Source organism: Pseudoalteromonas sp. MQS005 (assembly GCF_001661605.1).
In the GTDB taxonomy this organism is placed as follows: Bacteria; Pseudomonadota; Gammaproteobacteria; order Enterobacterales; family Alteromonadaceae; genus Pseudoalteromonas; species Pseudoalteromonas tetraodonis.
Genome location: NZ_LYRQ01000004.1, coordinates 1 through 16938, shown reverse-complemented (window position 1 = coordinate 16938; position 16938 = coordinate 1). Strand labels below are relative to the sequence as shown.

General features: G+C 42.0%; 12 protein-coding genes. 5 read left to right on the top strand and 7 right to left on the bottom strand.

Annotated features, from left to right (window positions below):
- The first annotated feature begins 36 nt into the window (after positions 1 to 36).
- Positions 37 to 939 carry a homocysteine S-methyltransferase family protein gene (locus A9479_RS02935; RefSeq protein ID WP_064662658.1) on the top strand — a complete coding sequence of 301 codons (903 nt, stop codon included), beginning with the start codon at positions 37 to 39 and terminating at the stop codon, positions 937 to 939.
- Between the two features lie 44 nt (positions 940 to 983).
- Here the strand turns inward: A9479_RS02935 and A9479_RS02930 are convergent, their stop codons facing one another.
- From A9479_RS02930 to A9479_RS02920, 3 genes are all read right to left on the bottom strand, one after another.
- Positions 984 to 1820 (bottom strand): alpha/beta hydrolase, encoded by an 837-nt coding sequence (locus A9479_RS02930; RefSeq protein WP_064662657.1) that lies wholly within the window; start codon positions 1818 to 1820, stop codon positions 984 to 986.
- A 73-nt stretch (positions 1821 to 1893) separates the two neighbouring features.
- Entirely contained in the window at positions 1894 to 2310 is a 417-nt protein-coding gene (locus A9479_RS02925; protein WP_064662656.1) for a MerC domain-containing protein, read from the bottom strand.
- Positions 2310 to 2801: a Fur family transcriptional regulator gene (locus A9479_RS02920; protein ID WP_033103593.1), complete on the bottom strand. Its 492-nt coding sequence runs from the start codon at positions 2799 to 2801 to the stop codon at positions 2310 to 2312. Before A9479_RS02920 ends, A9479_RS02925 begins: the two co-directional genes overlap by 1 nt.
- A 330-nt stretch (positions 2802 to 3131) precedes the next feature.
- On the opposite strand from A9479_RS02920, the gene A9479_RS02915 reads away from it, so the two are divergent.
- The 3 genes from A9479_RS02915 (at position 3132) to A9479_RS02905 (ending at position 10334) form a co-directional block, all read left to right on the top strand.
- Positions 3132 to 5537 (top strand): TonB-dependent receptor, encoded by a 2406-nt coding sequence (locus tag A9479_RS02915; protein WP_064662655.1) that lies wholly within the window; start codon positions 3132 to 3134, stop codon positions 5535 to 5537.
- Positions 5538 to 5569: 32 nt separating this feature from the next.
- A complete protein-coding gene (locus tag A9479_RS02910) occupies positions 5570 to 6967 on the top strand; it encodes a hypothetical protein (protein WP_064662654.1) in 1398 nt (465 codons plus the stop codon).
- 145 nt (positions 6968 to 7112) lie between these two features.
- A complete protein-coding gene (locus A9479_RS02905) occupies positions 7113 to 10334 on the top strand; it encodes a S41 family peptidase (protein ID WP_082918294.1) in 3222 nt (1073 codons plus the stop codon).
- Positions 10335 to 10431: 97 nt separating this feature from the next.
- Here A9479_RS02905 and A9479_RS02900 read toward each other — a convergent pair whose 3' ends face one another.
- From A9479_RS02900 to A9479_RS02885, 4 genes are all read right to left on the bottom strand, one after another.
- Complete coding sequence (locus A9479_RS02900; protein WP_064662653.1) at positions 10432 to 11733, bottom strand: DEAD/DEAH box helicase; 1302 nt, start codon at positions 11731 to 11733, stop codon at positions 10432 to 10434.
- Positions 11734 to 11881: 148 nt separating this feature from the next.
- Complete coding sequence (locus tag A9479_RS02895; protein WP_064662652.1) at positions 11882 to 13072, bottom strand: alpha/beta hydrolase-fold protein; 1191 nt, start codon at positions 13070 to 13072, stop codon at positions 11882 to 11884.
- 115 nt (positions 13073 to 13187) lie between these two features.
- Positions 13188 to 15008, bottom strand: coding sequence for a glutamine--fructose-6-phosphate transaminase (isomerizing) (glmS, locus tag A9479_RS02890; protein WP_008112790.1), 1821 nt, complete (start codon positions 15006 to 15008; stop codon positions 13188 to 13190).
- 46 nt (positions 15009 to 15054) lie between these two features.
- On the bottom strand, positions 15055 to 15819 hold the full coding sequence (locus tag A9479_RS02885) for a DeoR/GlpR family DNA-binding transcription regulator (protein WP_064662651.1): 765 nt from the start codon (positions 15817 to 15819) through the stop codon (positions 15055 to 15057).
- Between the two features lie 162 nt (positions 15820 to 15981).
- On the opposite strand from A9479_RS02885, the gene A9479_RS02880 reads away from it, so the two are divergent.
- A complete protein-coding gene (locus tag A9479_RS02880) occupies positions 15982 to 16509 on the top strand; it encodes a sugar O-acetyltransferase (protein WP_064662650.1) in 528 nt (175 codons plus the stop codon).
- Positions 16510 to 16938: the final 429 nt, after the last annotated feature.

Sequence of the window (16938 nt, the reverse complement as noted above, 5' to 3'; positions counted from 1 at the left end):
AATAGCTTTAATTATTTAGACGTATAGAAGTCCATTATGAGCAAGTTAATAATATTAGATGGCGGTATGGGGCGTGAACTTAAACGCATGGGCGCGCCATTTTCACAGCCACTTTGGAGTGCGCAAGCTTTAATAGAAGCACCGCAATGCGTAACTCAAGCGCATCAAGCTTTTATAAATGCGGGGGCAGAAATTATTACGGTAAATAGCTATGCGTGTGTCCCCTTTCATTTAGGTGAAACGCTTTACCAAGCACAAGGTGCAGCACTTGCACAGCAAGCTGCTGTAATTGCAAAAAAAGCAGCTCAAAACACTAATCAAAACGTGCTAGTTGCGGGTTCATTGCCACCCGCATTTGGATCGTACCGTGCTGATTTTTTCCAAAGTGAACGCGCATTTACTATTTTAAATACCCTGTATAAAGCACAAGACGAATATGTCGATGTTTGGATTGGTGAAACCATATCAAACATTGAAGAAGCGCGGGTTATGGCAAGGGTGCTTAAGAATTCAAACAAACCATGTTATTACGCATTTACCTTAAATGATGAAGTAAGCGAACAAGCGACATTGCGCTCTGGTGAATTAGTATCCGACGCTATCTTAGCATTACTCGAACATAATATAGCGGGCATATTCTTTAACTGCTCTATCCCTGAGGTTATTGAACAAGCGCTACGCGACACTAATCGCGTACTAAAACAGCAGAATAAAAATGTTGATTTAGGGGTCTTTGCAAATGGTTTTACACCAATCGCCAGCGATTATAAAGCCAATGAAGGCTCGCAAGGTTACCGCGACTTATCACCCGCAGAGTATGTAGCGTTTGCAAAGCAATGGCATAGCCTAGGCGCAACAATTATTGGCGGCTGCTGTGGTATTGGCCCCGAATTCATAAAAGCGCTGGTAAAGTGGAAAAGCGATATTAAAGCGCTTTAATATCGCTTATTTAACTACAAAAGTATCGAGAACCCCTTTTGAGCTTATTGACTGCTTCCCAATACCCAATCGAGCCCTTGTATTGCGGTGGTTGGGAATGCGGTGGCATGCTGCGCTCCCTCAATAACAACACTTTTTAATTTTATATTATCACTATTAAGCGCGTTAATTTTTTGCACAAGTTGCGCTGCGCCTTCAACCATATTTTGCCCTTCACCAAAGGCTAGAGTTTCCTTTGCCCCAACAGATACATAAACCTTTATTGGCATTTGGGGCTTATTCACTTTTAACGCTAGCAGTGCATTGTTATCAAACCAAACTGACGGGCTGCCAATAATATAATTGCTAAATAAATCAGGTGCTATAAATAAAATAGTCGCGCCAAATAAGCCGCCTAGCGAGTTACCTATATACGTTCTTTGCGTATTGCTTGCTCGGTAACTTTTTTCGATAAACGGCAGCACAGTATTTTTTAAAAACAGTGCATGATTTTTAGCGTTACCGGTTTGTTTTTTCCAGCTCAGGGATTGAGTCGGTGTGTAATCCCTAATTCGACTATTAGATCCTCTCGAGTCTTTTTCATAGCCAATCGCCACAATAATAGCCTGTTGCATTTTGCCGCTATTCATAGGAAACCGTGTAGCCCCTGCCACTATAGGAAACGTGTACGGCGCATCGGTTAAGTAAATAACTGGATATGTTTTATTAGGCTCCTTTGCATATGACTTAGGTAGCTGAATAAAAGTAGGGTACACCCGCTTGGTAGCAGGATCGGTGAGTTCAATAACACTGCTTCTAGGGATTTCGTAAGGGGTATTTGCGCTTAATTTAAAACAGATGAAAACACAAAGTAACAGCAAAAGCTTTAAAGCAGTATTCACTAAATTAGTTTACCTAAAAAACGATATTTATAATTACAATGCCACATAGTCGCTATGTTTAACACTGGCAGTGTTAAACAAGTTGGTCTGATTTATCACCTGAACAGCGGCATTTTTCGTTATTTTTTTTAAAACACTGTTGGTAGTTAAACCAATGGGCTAATGCGATAAAAGCGGAGCCAATTAAAGTGAGCACTTTTTCGGCCTCTTCTTGACCTAGCAATACTGCAATTATCAAAAAAGCTAAACCAACAACTCCACACGCCATATAACGTGTACGTTTGTGCTTTTTACAGCCTAAGCTTAAAGCTAATAAGCTTGTTGGTAATACTGCAGCAAGAACCCATAAGTGAAACTGTTCACCATTTATTTGTAGTACAGCAAAGCTTGGCAACAGCGCTAAAATAACCGGTGTTGCAAAACAATGTACCGTGCACATTAACGAAAGCCCAATGGCAAACTTGTCTGCTGTCGTTTGAGTCAGCTTCATTATTTATCCTTCTTTTTAATTGTGTTAGCGGTACTTTGCTGGCACCCAAAACAAACACCTGAGATTTCTAATTGCGAAGTTGCTGGCGTAAACCCTTTCATTTTCAGTTCCCTAAACAAAGATTTAACCGAATTGTTAAGGTCATTCACCTCACTTGCTTTATTACAAGAGCTACAAATTAAAAACATCGATAGTTGATGCTCTCTATCATCATTAACGTGACTGCACGGTATAAACTTATTTTCTAACTTTAATCTATGTACCAGACCTACCGACTCTAAAAAACCTAATATCCGATAAACGGACATTGCCAAAATCGGTGTATTTATTTGCTTATTAAATTGATCTGTTAACTCATAAGCAGACAAAGGTTTATTTGCTTTCAATAGAATTTCAAATACCTGCTGACGTTTTGGCGTTAATTTTTTTTCAAAAGCTTCACATCTTTTTATCGCAAAACCCATCATCTCTTTAAATTGCTGCTTATTCATATTACCCACTCTAATGTAGTGGGCTGATGTTTTAACTTTGCCATCCTTGTTGCTCAATGCCTCCGCTGTGGTTTTACCTAAAAATTTATTAACTAGAGCTAAATAAATGTAACAACTAACTTTTGCTTTACAGCAAACAGATCCCCCACGAACAACACCTAAACAATGACAGAAACACTTAAAGCACTGAATTTAAATAAATTTAATTTAAATTATGTAGATGAAGCAGCCAAATTATATATCCTGAGTGATTTTTAGTTAATTAACTATTGATACAGTATAACATTTCAAGCACAATTGATACAATATAACATTCGTAAAGGAATTCAAATGACACGAAAATCTCAATTAGCTTTGTTTATAGCAGCCCTACTACCAACAAATACGCTTGCAAATACCATCGAAGGTGTTGTTCTAAACAACCAAGGTAAAGTGGTGACCAACGCAACTGTAGAAGTTGAAGGCTCAGATATAACAGCAGTAACAGATGCAAGCGGTAAGTTCGTAATAACTGATTTAAAAAGTGGTTTAAAAGAACTTCATATTACCGCCCCTGGTTATGCCCATCTGCATCGAGATATCACATTTAGTGATGATAAAAGCCAATCAATTACCTTTAACTTAGAACGTTCACCTATTGAAGTAATTGATATTGAAGCGACGCCTATTCACATGTCGGCAATGGAATCCGCGTCTCCCGTTAGCGTATTATCTGGCGAACAATTAAGACGGCAGCAAGCTGCAACCCTTGGCGATAGCCTTGAAAAACTCCCGGGGGTTAATACTAACTTTCATGCAAAAGTAGCCAGTACACCTATTATTCGTGGCTTAAGTGGGCCGCGTGTTCTAATTACTCAAAATGGTCTTGATGTCAGTGATGTTTCGCGCGTTGGCCCTGATCACTCAGTCGCATCAGAGGCATCAACCGCAAAGCAAATCGAAGTATTACGTGGTCCTGCCACATTATTTTATGGCAGCGGCGCCATTGGTGGTGTGGTTAATGTAGTTGATGATCGCGTGCCAACAGATAGCACTACTCGCGGTGAGTGGAATGTAGAGCACAACTCTGTTGATAATCAAAAAATCGCCTCGTTTAACGCCACTACAGGAACTGATTCTTTTGCATTTTATGCTGATGCCTTTTGGCGTGAAGCTGATGACTATCAAATACCCGTGGCCGCTGAATTAGCCCACGATGACCATGAAGAACATAGTGGCGATTACACCGTTGCAAATAGTAATGAAGAGTCTGACGGCTTTACCTTAGGTACTAGCTATCTATTTGACCAAGGTTTTGTAGGTATAGCTGTTGAGCAATTTAATCGTCAATACGGCATTCCAGGCCACACCCATGGTGGCGAAGATGTTAATAGCGCTGAGGAAAGCGTATATGCCGACTTAGAGCAAACTAAAGTGCAGTTGCTAGGTGAATATAACCTTGATAACAAATGGCTTAATAGAGTAAACCTGCGCGCAGGTTTTACAGATTACGAACATGCTGAAATTGAACATGGCGCAGTGGGTACCACGTTTGAAAATGAAACCAATGAGTTACGCGTAGACTTAATGCATAACCCGTTTGCGCAGTGGAATGGTGGTTTGAGCTTTCATTACAAACACAGTGATGTTGAAGCGCAAGGCTCAGAGGCATTCACACCACCGTCACAAACACAAAGCTTTGCTATAGCACTAATGGAAGAAAAACACTTTGGTGACTTTTTAGTGCAATTAGGTGGCCGAGTTGAACGGGTAACCATCGATGCTGATAACGTGTTACTACCTAACATTGATGCACACGCACACGATGACACCGGTGTTCATGACGATCATGCTCATGAAGAACATGCCGGCAATACTCGCGTATTTGACGTAGAACAAGAATTCACTCCTGTCAGTTTATCAACAGGTGTTGTGTGGGATTTCGCACCTAGTTACAACTTAGGCTTGTCGGTATCTCGTTCTGAGCGTGCTCCTTCGGTGTCTGAGCTATTATCATTCGGCCCTCACATTGGAACTGGTACTTATGAAGTAGGCGCACTATTTGATATTCATGAAGACGGCCATTTTGGTTTATCTGAGCAAGCGCTTGACCTAGAAACAGCAAACAATATTGATTTAACGTTTCGTAAAACCCAAGGTGATATCGGTTTCATTCTTAATGCTTTCTACAACCAAGTAGACAATTATTATTACCAAATCGACACAGGCCTATTCGCCGAAAGCGGCCACGACCACGGTGATGAAGACGGCCATGATCACGCCCACGAACACGACCACTCTTCTGAACTCCCTGTTTATTTATTTAAAACAGATGACGTAATTTTGCATGGCTTTGAAGCCCAATTTGCATGGCAGTTAACCAATGAATTTAAAGTAGATTTATTCTCAGATTACGTTCGTGCACGCCTTAAAGACGGTGGCGATTTACCCCGTACACCACCATTGCGATTCGGTACTGAGTTTAGCTACCAAACAAATAAGCTGAGTGCGCACCTTCACGCAACTCGTTATCAAGAGCAAGACCGTACCGCGCCAGAAGAAACAACCACAAACGGCTACACCATGCTTGATGCCAGCGTTTCATATGACTTATCAGTGCTAAATCAAGATGTGTCTGTGTATCTACGAGGCACTAACTTAACAGACACAGAAGCGCGCGTGCATAGCTCATTTTTAAAGAGTATAGCGCCACGTCCAGGTCGTAGCTTTGCACTAGGTATTCGCGGTTACTTTTAAGCGCTAAAAAATTATAAATAAAGGAAATTAACATGACTAAACTATTCAAATTAAAATTAATTGCATTGGCAATAAGCAGCACATTAATCACCGCTTGTGGTGATGCAGAAACAAACATTGTCGAAAAAGACCCAATAGAAGTACCTGATGACGGCCACGATCATGGCGATGGTGGCGACCACGGTGATGAATACACTATTGATTCATTAGGTAGGCTTGCGATACTTGCTGGCGATAGCAACGAAGCGAACTTTTTCGACTTAGACGACAATGAGCTTCTTGATACATTCACTCTTACTAATGATTCAAACACGCTATCGTCGTCGCCTGACTTTCGTTATGCCGTGATTGCTAGCCGCGCTCAAGATTACCTCGGCTTTATAGACGGTGGCTTATGGCGTGAAGATCACGGCGCACACCTTCATGATTACGAACAAAGCCCTGAGTTTAGCAGTTATGAGCTAACTAGCGGCAGTCGCCCTACTCACTTGGTAAAGCACGATGGTAAATTAGCGGTATTTTACGATGGTGATGCAGCATCAGGCACAACTGCGTCTGTTAAAGTATTAACAGATAACGACATAACAAACGCAACAGCGACCTTACCTGGTATTAGTTACGACATTAATATGCATGGTGTAGCAGAACCTCGTGGAGAGCATTTATTAGCGACCATTCGTCGCGATGATGCACAGAGCTCATCAAACGCTAAAATTTTGCCGGATCAGGTAGGTGTTTATCACTTTCATGATGGCGAATACGAACTTGAACAAACGTTAGAGTTAACATGCCCTGATTTGCACGGCGCAGCACAAAACCATGATTACGTAGCGTTCGGCTGTAGTGACGGTGTGCTATTAGCCCACCAGCATGATGACGAATACCACGCTGAAAAAGTAATAAATATTGATGCCGTCGGCGACTTACGCATTGGTAGTATATACGGCCATGAGGGCAGCGAAACCTTTATTGGTGTTGCATCAGGTCACGGCGGCGGCCCTGCTGTGATTGTGAGTATAAATCCTGCGAAAGCTGAAATGGAAGAATTTGAATGGCAACTAGCCGATGGCGCAAGCGCTATTTCTTACTCTTTTTCTGCCAACGGTGAGCACTTTTTAGTTTTAGACAGCCTTGGTTTTTTAAACGTGCTTGAGGCGCATGCGCACGACGATCACATACACTGGGAGCTAACAGGTCAAGTTGATATTACACAAGAAGATGTAACAACAATGCCTGAAGGCATGAAGTTTAGTATGACAGTAGCGCAAAATGGTCAGTTTGCTTACGTAGCCGACCCAATAGCCCAACACGTTGTGCAAGTACACCTAGAAAACTTAGAAATTGAAGGTGAACTAGAACTTACATTCCCACCAGCCGCGATCACTTGGTTAGGTATTGCACAAGAGGAAGAACACGCACACGAACATTAATTTTATATCTGTATTTACTTAAAGGTTGGCGCTTTTTGCCAACCTTTTTTATTCACATTTTGTAACAGACCTTTTATCGTAAGTGCATCGCTATTTTTCACCTTATTGTTATGATGGGATAGCTATTAATATAGGATGTAATTCCATGAAAAAACTAACAACATTGGCTCTTGCCTTGGCTGCAGCAATCGCGCCGGGTGTATCGGCCTATGAGACTAAAGACACTCGTTTACTCCGCTTTCCAGATATCCATAACCAAACCGTTACCTTTGTCTACAGTGGCGATATTTATATTGCGAATACGCAAACAGGCGAAAGCAAACGCTTAACCGACCATATTGGCTTTGAAACATTTCCTAAGTTTTCCCCTGACGGTAAGCGCATTGCATTTTCAGCCGAGTATAACGGTAGCCGACAAATTTATGTGATCAACAGTGACGGTTCAAACCTAAAGCAACTTACTTATTATAATGACGTTGGCCCAATGCCACCGCGTGGAGGTTTTGATTACCGCGTTTTAGATTGGACCGCCGATGGTAAAAATGTGGTATTTAGAGCTAACCGCACACCATGGGGAAAACGTATGGGCCGCCCTTACATGGTTCCTGCAGATGGCGGACTTGAACAGCCATTAGCGATTCCAGAAACTGGTGGCGGCATGCTATCTCCAGATGGCAGCAAGTATGTTTATACGCCAATTGACCGAGAGTTTCGTACGTGGAAACGTACTCGTGGTGGTCGTGCGCAAGATGTATGGATTTATGATTTAGAAAAAAACACCTCAGAACAACTAACTACAAACCGTGCAACCGACCAGCAACCAACTTGGGTTGGTGACAATATTTACTTTGTGTCTGACCGTGATTACACGCTAAACCTTTACCAGTACCGCAAAGGCAGCGAACCAAAAAAACTTACCAACTATAAAAACTTTGACGTACTTTGGCCTTCAGCTGGCCCAAATGCGATTGTTTATGAAAACGGCGGTTATTTATATCGCTTTGACGCAAAAACACAAAAAAGCGCTAAGCTAAGCATTAACATTGCTGGCGTGCGCCAATACGCAATGCCGTATAGCAAAAATGTTAGCGATTTTATTGATTCTATGTCGCTCTCTCACGATGGTAAACGTGCTGTATTTACTGCCCGTGGTGAGTTGTTTAGTGTACCAATTAAACAAGGGCCTACACGCAACTTATCTTACACAGAAAAAAGCCGCGAAATAGATGCAAGCTGGTCACCAAATGGGCGCTACATAGCCTACATGAGCGATGAAAGCGGCGAGTACGAAATTTACTTAAAAGATCGCAGTAAAAATAATGCTATTAAGCAACTCACTAGCAATGGCACTATTTGGCGCTTTACGCCTATTTGGTCACCAGATAGCTCTAAATTGTTGTTTTCAGATAAAAACAACACACTTTGGTGGTTAGATGCAAAATCGGGCAAGCAACACAAAATTGATACCGGTATTTACGACGAAGACGGCATTACTCAATATACTTGGTCGCCTAACAGCCAAGACATTGTATTTGTTAAAAATAATGAAAACCGTTATACCTCGCTATGGCACTACAACCTTAAAAAGAAAAAGGTAACGCGCTTAACAGACGAAATGAGTAATGAGCAAAACCCTACTTTTTCGCCTGATGGTCAATATCTTTACTTTAGCTCAGAGCGCGACTTTAACCTGGCATTTAGTAGCTACGAGTTTGATTACATGTTTAATCGTGCAACTCGTATTTATGCAGCTGCAGTAAACGATAGTGTTAAACCGCTTATTGCCTTACAAAGTGACGAAGCCACGATTGTCCAAGATAAAGAAGATGAAAAAGAAGACGACAAAAAAGTTAAAAATGCACTGCAAAGCAATGACTTTATGCAACGTGTTACCGCACTTAATGCCCCTGCGGGCGATTACCGTGGCTTAACCGCAGTAAAAGACGGCGTACTGACTCTTGCTAATGGCGGTTTACAGCTAATAGGCACCGATCACAACAGTGAGCTAGAAATAGTCGCCAAAGGCGTTAGTAATTACACCATTTCAAGCAATAGCGAACACCTACTTGTACATACAGATGGCGGTTACAGCTTAATTGAACCTAAGCCAAAACAAGATTTAGACGCAAATAAGCTCGATTTAAGCAAAATGACGCTTAAAATTAATCCGCAAGCAGAGTGGCAACAAATGTATGTAGAAGGTTGGCGCACACTGCGCGATTGGTTCTACGACGAAAACCATCACGGACAAGATTGGGATGCTATTTTAGCTAAATACCAACCTATGGCTGATGCCATTAGCCATCGTAGCGACCTTGATTATGTTCTTAGCGAAATTGCCGGTGAAATTAACTCTGGCCATATTTATGTGCAGTCGGGTGATATGCCTAAAGCAGAGCGTAAAAACCATGGTTTATTAGGCGCTAAGCTTGCAAGCGACCCATCTGGTTATGTAAAAATAGAACAAATCTTTAAAGGTGAAAACTGGCATGACGATTTCCGTTCACCGCTTGGCACCACAGGTGTAAAAGCACATAACGGCGATTACATTATTACGGTAAATGGCCGCTCAGTAAAAGACGTTGCTAACTTTTACGAACTCCTTGAAAACACCCAAGGCGAGCAAGTAGAGCTAGTGCTAAACAACAAGCCGCGTAGCAAAGGCGCATGGCAAATAACTGTAAAACCGATAGCAAGTGAGCAAGGCCTACGTTATTTAAACTGGGTTAATTCGCGTGCAGCCTACGTTGATAAGCTATCAAGTGGGCGTATTGGCTATGTGCACCTGCCAAATACAGCCTATGAGGGTAACCGCGCCATGTTTAAAAACTACATGCCGCAAACAACCAAAGACGCCATGATTATTGATGACCGTTACAATGGCGGCGGTTTTATTCCTGAGCATATGATCACCTGGCTTGCGCGTAAACCGCTTAACTATTGGAAACGCCGTGGTGTAGAACCAACTAAAACACCGCAGTTTGCACACAATGGTCCTAAAGCCATGCTAATAAATGGCTATTCAAGTTCTGGTGGTGACGCAATTCCTTACTACTTCCGCCAAGCTGGTCTAGGTAAGCTAATTGGTACCCGTACATGGGGTGGTTTAATTGGTATTTCTGGTAACCCAAGCCTTGTAGACGGCGGGCAAGTAATTGCTGCTACATTCCGTATTTTAGATACAAAAGGTAACTGGATCATAGAAAACGAAGGTGTTGCACCAGATATTAAAGTAATCGATCGTCCTGAGCTTATTTATAAAGGCCAAGACCCATCAATAGAGCGTGCTGTACAAGAGTTATTAAAGGAGCTTAAAGAAAATCCTAAACAACCCTTAGTGATACCACCAGCACCTTCTAAGTTTTAATTTGCTGCATAGCTAAACAAGCTAATACCAATAAAAAACCCTGCAAATTTGCAGGGTTTTTAATAATTCGAGTTTAATGACTTATATGTATTAAGGCTTATCTTTTTCTCCAGCCGCTCCATACGTCATCTTCTTGGTTGGATTTGTTTTTCTTCTTTTTCTTACCTGTGCCTTCAGGCTTTGCCATTGGCTTATCATTTTTAAGTGCTTGTGCGGCATCAAGGTTGGCTTGATTTACTGCAAAGCCTGTAACCTCTTCGCGCTCTAAACGTAGTTTGTTTTTCTTTTCAATAATTCTAAAGTGATGGAAGTCTTCATAATCAATTAACGATAACGCTAAACCGACTTCGCCGGCACGGCCGCTTCGGCCAATACGGTGCATGTAATCAGCGGGGCTGCGTGGTAAGTTAAAGTTAATTACTACTGGTAGCTTTTCAATATCTAAACCACGGGCTGCAATGTCGGTGGCAATTAGTACTTCTATTTCGCCCGCTTTAAACTTTTCTATTACCCGAGAACGCTCGCTTTGGCCTTTATCACCATGGAACACTTGCGCATTCACGCCGCGCTTTTCAAGCTTGCTGGCTAAGTGCTCACAATCTTTTTTAGCGTTGACAAATATCAGCGCTTGGCGCCATTTGTGCTGCTTAATTAAATGCGCTAAAACCGTGGTTTTTTCGCCTTTATTAACTGTAAATACGCGCTGTACTAAGGTGCTTTCGTCTTTACTTTGAACTTGTATTTCAACCGGATTATTTAACAGCTCTTGCGTTAAAAGCGTTACTTGCTCTGGGAAAGTCGCTGAAAACAACATGGTTTGCTTTTTAGCCGGCATTAATGCCAATAGCTCAGCAAGCTCTTCAGTAAAGCCAAGGCTTAACATGCGGTCAGCTTCGTCAAGCACTAAGGTTGAAACTTTATCCAGCTTAATGGCATTACTTGAGATCAAATCAAGCAAACGTCCAGGGGTTGCCACGATAATATCGGCACCGCCACGTAGTGCCTGCATTTGGGTATTAACCGATACACCGCCAAACACCGCTACCGTTTTAATCGCGCCATTAAAGTTTGCAGAGTATGATTTAACACTATCAGCCACCTGCGTTGCCAGCTCACGAGTAGGCACTAAAATTAGCCCTGAAACAAAGTTACCTTTGCTCGGCGTTTTATTCGCGCCTTTTGCTAAAAATAGCGTTTGTAGCATAGGCAAAGCAAAGGTTGCTGTTTTACCTGAGCCGGTATTTGCCCCCGCAATTAAGTCACTCCCCGCCAAGATACTTGGAATTGCTTTTGCCTGAATCGGCGTAGGTTGCGAGTATTCAAGATCAGACAAACGAGCAATTAGCTCTGGAATAAGGCCAAGTTCGTTGAAATTACTAGGATTTGCGGCTGAGGTCATAAAAGGTGCGGGCTCATTGCTAAAAATAGCCTGTAATTTTAGCGTATTTAGCAACTATTAAGTAGAGGTTAGTGATTTAAATAATATTTAGCTACAGGTAATAAAAAGACGCTTGCGCGTCATTTTTATTTAACAGTAACTAAAAACCCTAGTTACGCTTATCTAGCTCTACCTGTAACCTAGCTTTTGTTTCTTTTAAGTAATTTATATAAGGGTATGAGTCATCTGCAATGGCTAAAGCAGATTCCATATGAGCCAGCGCTTGACTAATATTACCTTGCATCTCATAGCCATAAGATAAAGCAGAGATCGCACTAACTGATTTTGGGTGGTTTTTTATATTGTATTTAAACACCTCTATAGCGCGGTTAAACTGCTTGCTGTCCGTTAGGTTGTAACCAAGTAATCTAACAGCGCGATCTGGTGGAGATACCTGATCGCCCCATTGTTGAGATAAATTTTGGTAATAAGCATCAATAGAGGCAACATCGTCAGTTAAAGCACTTATGGGCATATGTTTAGGTAAAAACAGGTTGTAAAAGGCATTAAATGCCCCTGCAGCAGAAGTTAAACCATGCGAGATGCCATCAAACGCATCATTAAAAAAGCGTAAGCCCCGTACTTCAGACGATTGCAGTGATTGCTGTAATTCATCGTACCTTTCACGCATTATGCCGGCTTCTTCGCCGATATTAGTATAAACGTAGTTATTCAGGCCTTTCGTTTTAGCTATAAACGATTTTGTACTTTTTACCATTGCGCCATAGTTCCACCAAACCGCAGGGCTATATGCAATATGCGCTTGAAATAGTTCGGGCTTTGCCTGCAAAGCATACAACGCAAATACACCACCAGCAGATGCGCCAGCAATAACCTTATAGTCATGCGTGCGATAGTTTTTATTAACTAAAGGAATGAGCTCTTGTTCAAAGAACGCTAAAAATTTTGCGGAGCCGCCCCCTTCACCGACAGGACCTTGTGGCTCCTCATTCACTGTAGGATACATATCTCTAAGTCGATTAGTGTTTTCAATAGCGACAATAATTACCTCAGGCGCACGATTAGCATTTTGCAAGCGCTCAATGACAGCACTAGCAAGCGGTATATTACCCGCTCCATCTAAGCGATAAATAACTGGATATACCTTATTTGGCTCAGATTGATAGCTTTTAGGCAATTGCACGACAACTGTGCGTTCTTCGTTTAAAACAGCCGATTTAATAGTGTGCGTGTGCACAGAGTAATCTGTACTTTGCTGTTTAGTGTCAGATTGTGCAAAGGCACTTTGTGAACTAAAAGCAAAAAAGCTAACAAAACAAATAACGGTTAATAAGCGCATGACTAATCCCTTAGAGAATAAGATAATAAGTTACTTAAGCTAACAGAGTTTCAGGCACAAAAAAAGCGCCTTAAGCGCTTTTTTAACATTAATCAAAACCTATAACCTGTTGATTTTACTCAACTGTAACCGATTTTGCTAAGTTACGTGGTTGGTCAACGTCAGTGCCTTTAATGACCGCTACATAGTACGATAGTAACTGTAGTGGAATTGTATATACAACAGGGGCAATTACGTCATCTACGTGGTTTACGTTGATCACACGCATGGTGTCGTCTGACTCAAAGTGTGAATCTTTATCAGCGAATACATAGATGATGCCACCACGTGCACGTACTTCTTCTACGTTTGATTTAAGCTTTTCAAGCAATTCGTTGTTTGGTGCTACAACAATAATTGGCATGTCGGCATCAATGAGTGCTAATGGGCCGTGTTTAAGCTCACCTGCTGCGTATGCTTCAGCGTGAATGTATGAAATCTCTTTAAGCTTAAGTGCGCCTTCCATCGCGATTGGGTATTGCGACCCGCGACCTAAAAACAGTGAGTGGTGTTTATCAGCAAACTCTTCTGCAAGGTCTGCAATACCATCAGCCAACAATAGCGTTTCCTCTAATTTAGCTGGTAGCAGTTTAATAGCGTTAACAATCGTGCTTTGATCTAAGCCTTTTTCTTGCGCAATAGACGCAGTAAGCATTAACAAACCAACAAGCTGCGTAGTAAATGCTTTAGTAGAGGCTACACCAATTTCAGCACCAGCTTTGGTCATAAAGGCAAGGTCTGATTCTCGTACAAGCGATGAGCCTGGTACGTTACAAATAGTCATTGACCCCATATAGCCTTGCTCTTTAGCTAAACGCAGTGCAGCTAAAGTATCAGCCGTTTCACCTGACTGTGAAATCGTTACTAGCAGACTATTTTCGTGTACAAACGATTGACGGTAACGGAACTCAGAGGCAATTTCTACGTTACAGCTAACACCTGCAAATTGCTCAAGCCAGTAACGAGCAACCATACCTGAGTGGTATGACGTTCCACAGGCAATAATTTGTACGTGTTTTACGTCTTTAAATATTTGCTGTGCACTGTCGCCAAAGGCATCAATCGCTACGCGGTCGTCGTTTAAACGTCCTTCAAGGGTGTTACGTACTGCAAGTGGCTGTTCATAAATTTCCTTAAGCATGTAGTGACGGTAATCACCTTTGCCTGATGCATCTTGTGTGATGTTTGATTCAACAACTTCACGCTCAACCGCGTTACCATCGGCATCAAAAATTTCTACGGTGTCGCGCGTAATGCGCGCTACGTCACCTTCTTCTAAGAAAATAAAGCTGCGAGTCACCGGTAATAATGCAAGCTGATCAGAGGCAATAAAGTTTTCACCAAGGCCTAAACCAATAACTAACGGGCTGCCTGAGCGCGCTACAATAATTTCGTTATCATTCGCTTTATCAAACACAACGGTACCAAATGCGCCTTCAAACTGTTTAACAGCTGCTTGAACTGACGCTAATAAAGTCGTGTGCTGCTGACGTAACTGATGAATTAAATGCACCATGACTTCAGTGTCGGTGTCTGATAAAAACTCGTAACCGTCACCTTTAAGTGCTGCACGCAAGCTTGCGTGGTTTTCAATGATACCATTATGTACAAGCGCTAATTGATTGCTTGAAACATGTGGGTGAGCATTGGCTTCAGTTACACCGCCATGAGTTGCCCAACGAGTGTGTGCAATACCTGTGTGACCGCTAACACCAGCTTGTTCAAGTGCTGACTCTAAGTTTACAACCTTACCTACTGCTTTAACTGTATTAAGAGTATTGCCTTCAAGTAAAGCTACACCTGCTGAGTCATAACCACGGTACTCAAGACGCTTAAGGCCTTCAACTAAGATTTTATTTACTGGACGTTCTGCAACAGCCCCAACGATTCCACACATAGTGTCTCCATTAATTTTTTAATTCTAGCAACTCACGATGTAGTTGCTATTCCATAATCTCTGCGCAAATTAGTTTTACACCACATGCCTCAATCGCCGCGCGTTTATCATGCGCTAAGCCACTGTCCGTTATTAATGTGGTAACTGTTTGCCACGGTAATTCTAAATTTGGTATTTTTCGGCCAATCTTTTCTGACTCAACCAGCACAATAACTTCGCGCGCCGCTTTAGCCATCACTTGGCTTAGCCCAACAAGTTCATTAAACGTGGTTGTTCCTCGCGCTACATCAATGCCATCGGCACCAATGAACAGCTGATCAAAATCATATGAGCATAGTACATTTTCGGCTACTTGCCCTTGAAACGATTCTGAATGCGGATCCCACGTGCCACCTGTCATCAAAAGGGTTGGCTCGTTTTCAAGTGCTAATAAACGTGTTGCCACTTTAATTGCGTTAGTCATAACAACTAACCCCTGCTTGGTAGCCAACTCAGGGATCATCGCTGCAGTAGTCCGGCCGCTGTCAATAATAATGCGGTTATGATCTTTTATAAGCGCCGCTGCTGCCTTAGCAATTGCTACTTTGCGCTTAGAATCGATCTCATCGCTTACTATCTCTTTTGGTAGCGCAATAGCTCCACCATAACGGCGCAGCAACAAGCCACTTTTCTCAAGCGCGGTTAAGTCTTTTCGAATGGTTACTTCTGATGTTTGAAACTGTTCAGCAAGAGTCTCAACGGCCACTTCACCAAGCTCATTTACTTGGCTAAGGATCAGATGACGGCGTTGCTGGGTGTTTCGTTTGGTCATTAAGTAACTGCCATTAAGTTTCGTTTCGAAAGTTAGAGGATTTTAAACGAAACATAATAAATGGCAAGTGAATGCATAAAAATAAAGCAGTTTTATTCAAATTATCATCATGCTTAAAGTAGGTTAAGCTAGGCACCATTATTTAAGTTAAACAAAATTGATATGCAGTCATTTAATAGTATTAGTAAAGAGAATCTAGCGCAGCGTAAAACTGTGCACGAAATTTGCCGCTTATTTAATAAAAGCCCCAGTAAAGGTAATTTAAAGCGAATAAAAGAATTATGCTCACACTGTGGTGATGGAGTAATTATTGAAGCGGGCTTTCATTGTGACTATGGTAGTCAAATACAAATTGGTGATCGTACTTTTATAAACATTAACTGCACTGTATTAGATGCACCAATTAATGAAGGTGTGATTACGATTGGTAGTGACTGCTTAATTGGCCCCAATGTTCAGCTATTAGCAGTTTCGCATGCTGTGAACCCCATAGAGCGGCTCAATAAAGAAAACTTTGCAGCACCGATAATCATTGGCAATAACGTGTGGATTGGCGCGGGAGTTATTGTGTTAGCTGGTGTTACCATTGGTGATAACACTGTTGTTGGTGCGGGTTCAGTGGTAACTAAGAGCATTGCATCAAATACCGTGGTTGCCGGCAATCCAGCACGTGAAATAAGAAAGTGCTAAGGATCATCGTTAAGCCTTAGGCTCACATTTACCCTTATACCTCGAACCCGTATTTTCACTTTTCTGCAGACGTAAAAAAGCCCGGCTCTTTTGAGTCGGGCTTGCTTGTATTTGGAGTCGGTGCGCTACTTCGTAGCGACAACGCAGTAGAATGTCGTAGTGCCCAAAGCGCTAGAGAGCCACATAGCAAATGGGATAATATTATTGTGTCGGGGCGGCCTTGTGCGGGGCTCGCCTTCGAGCTGTTTTGTTTGATGTATAGAAATACGAATGCCATGGAGCATAGGATGTACGAGAGCGGCCACTACTGAGTTCGGCATGGGGTCTTGGTTTTTTTATTAAATCCCAAACACCAAAAAACCCGTCACATCGCTGTAACGGGTTTCTCTTATTTGGAGCCTGGTAATGTCCTACTTTCACATAGCAAAT

Coding starts and splice junctions, on each gene's coding strand:
- A9479_RS02925 (WP_064662656.1), bottom strand. CDS start 2,310: ATGAAGCTGACTCAAACGACAGCAGACAAGTTTGCCATTGGGCTTTCG.
- A9479_RS02910 (WP_064662654.1), top strand. CDS start 5,570: ATGACTAAACTATTCAAATTAAAATTAATTGCATTGGCAATAAGCAGC.
- A9479_RS02935 (WP_064662658.1), top strand. CDS start 37: ATGAGCAAGTTAATAATATTAGATGGCGGTATGGGGCGTGAACTTAAA.
- A9479_RS02905 (WP_082918294.1), top strand. CDS start 7,113: ATGAAAAAACTAACAACATTGGCTCTTGCCTTGGCTGCAGCAATCGCG.
- A9479_RS02880 (WP_064662650.1), top strand. CDS start 15,982: ATGCAGTCATTTAATAGTATTAGTAAAGAGAATCTAGCGCAGCGTAAA.
- glmS (WP_008112790.1), bottom strand. CDS start 15,008: ATGTGTGGAATCGTTGGGGCTGTTGCAGAACGTCCAGTAAATAAAATC.
- A9479_RS02885 (WP_064662651.1), bottom strand. CDS start 15,819: ATGACCAAACGAAACACCCAGCAACGCCGTCATCTGATCCTTAGCCAA.
- A9479_RS02915 (WP_064662655.1), top strand. CDS start 3,132: ATGACACGAAAATCTCAATTAGCTTTGTTTATAGCAGCCCTACTACCA.
- A9479_RS02895 (WP_064662652.1), bottom strand. CDS start 13,072: ATGCGCTTATTAACCGTTATTTGTTTTGTTAGCTTTTTTGCTTTTAGT.
- A9479_RS02920 (WP_033103593.1), bottom strand. CDS start 2,801: ATGAATAAGCAGCAATTTAAAGAGATGATGGGTTTTGCGATAAAAAGA.
- A9479_RS02900 (WP_064662653.1), bottom strand. CDS start 11,733: ATGACCTCAGCCGCAAATCCTAGTAATTTCAACGAACTTGGCCTTATT.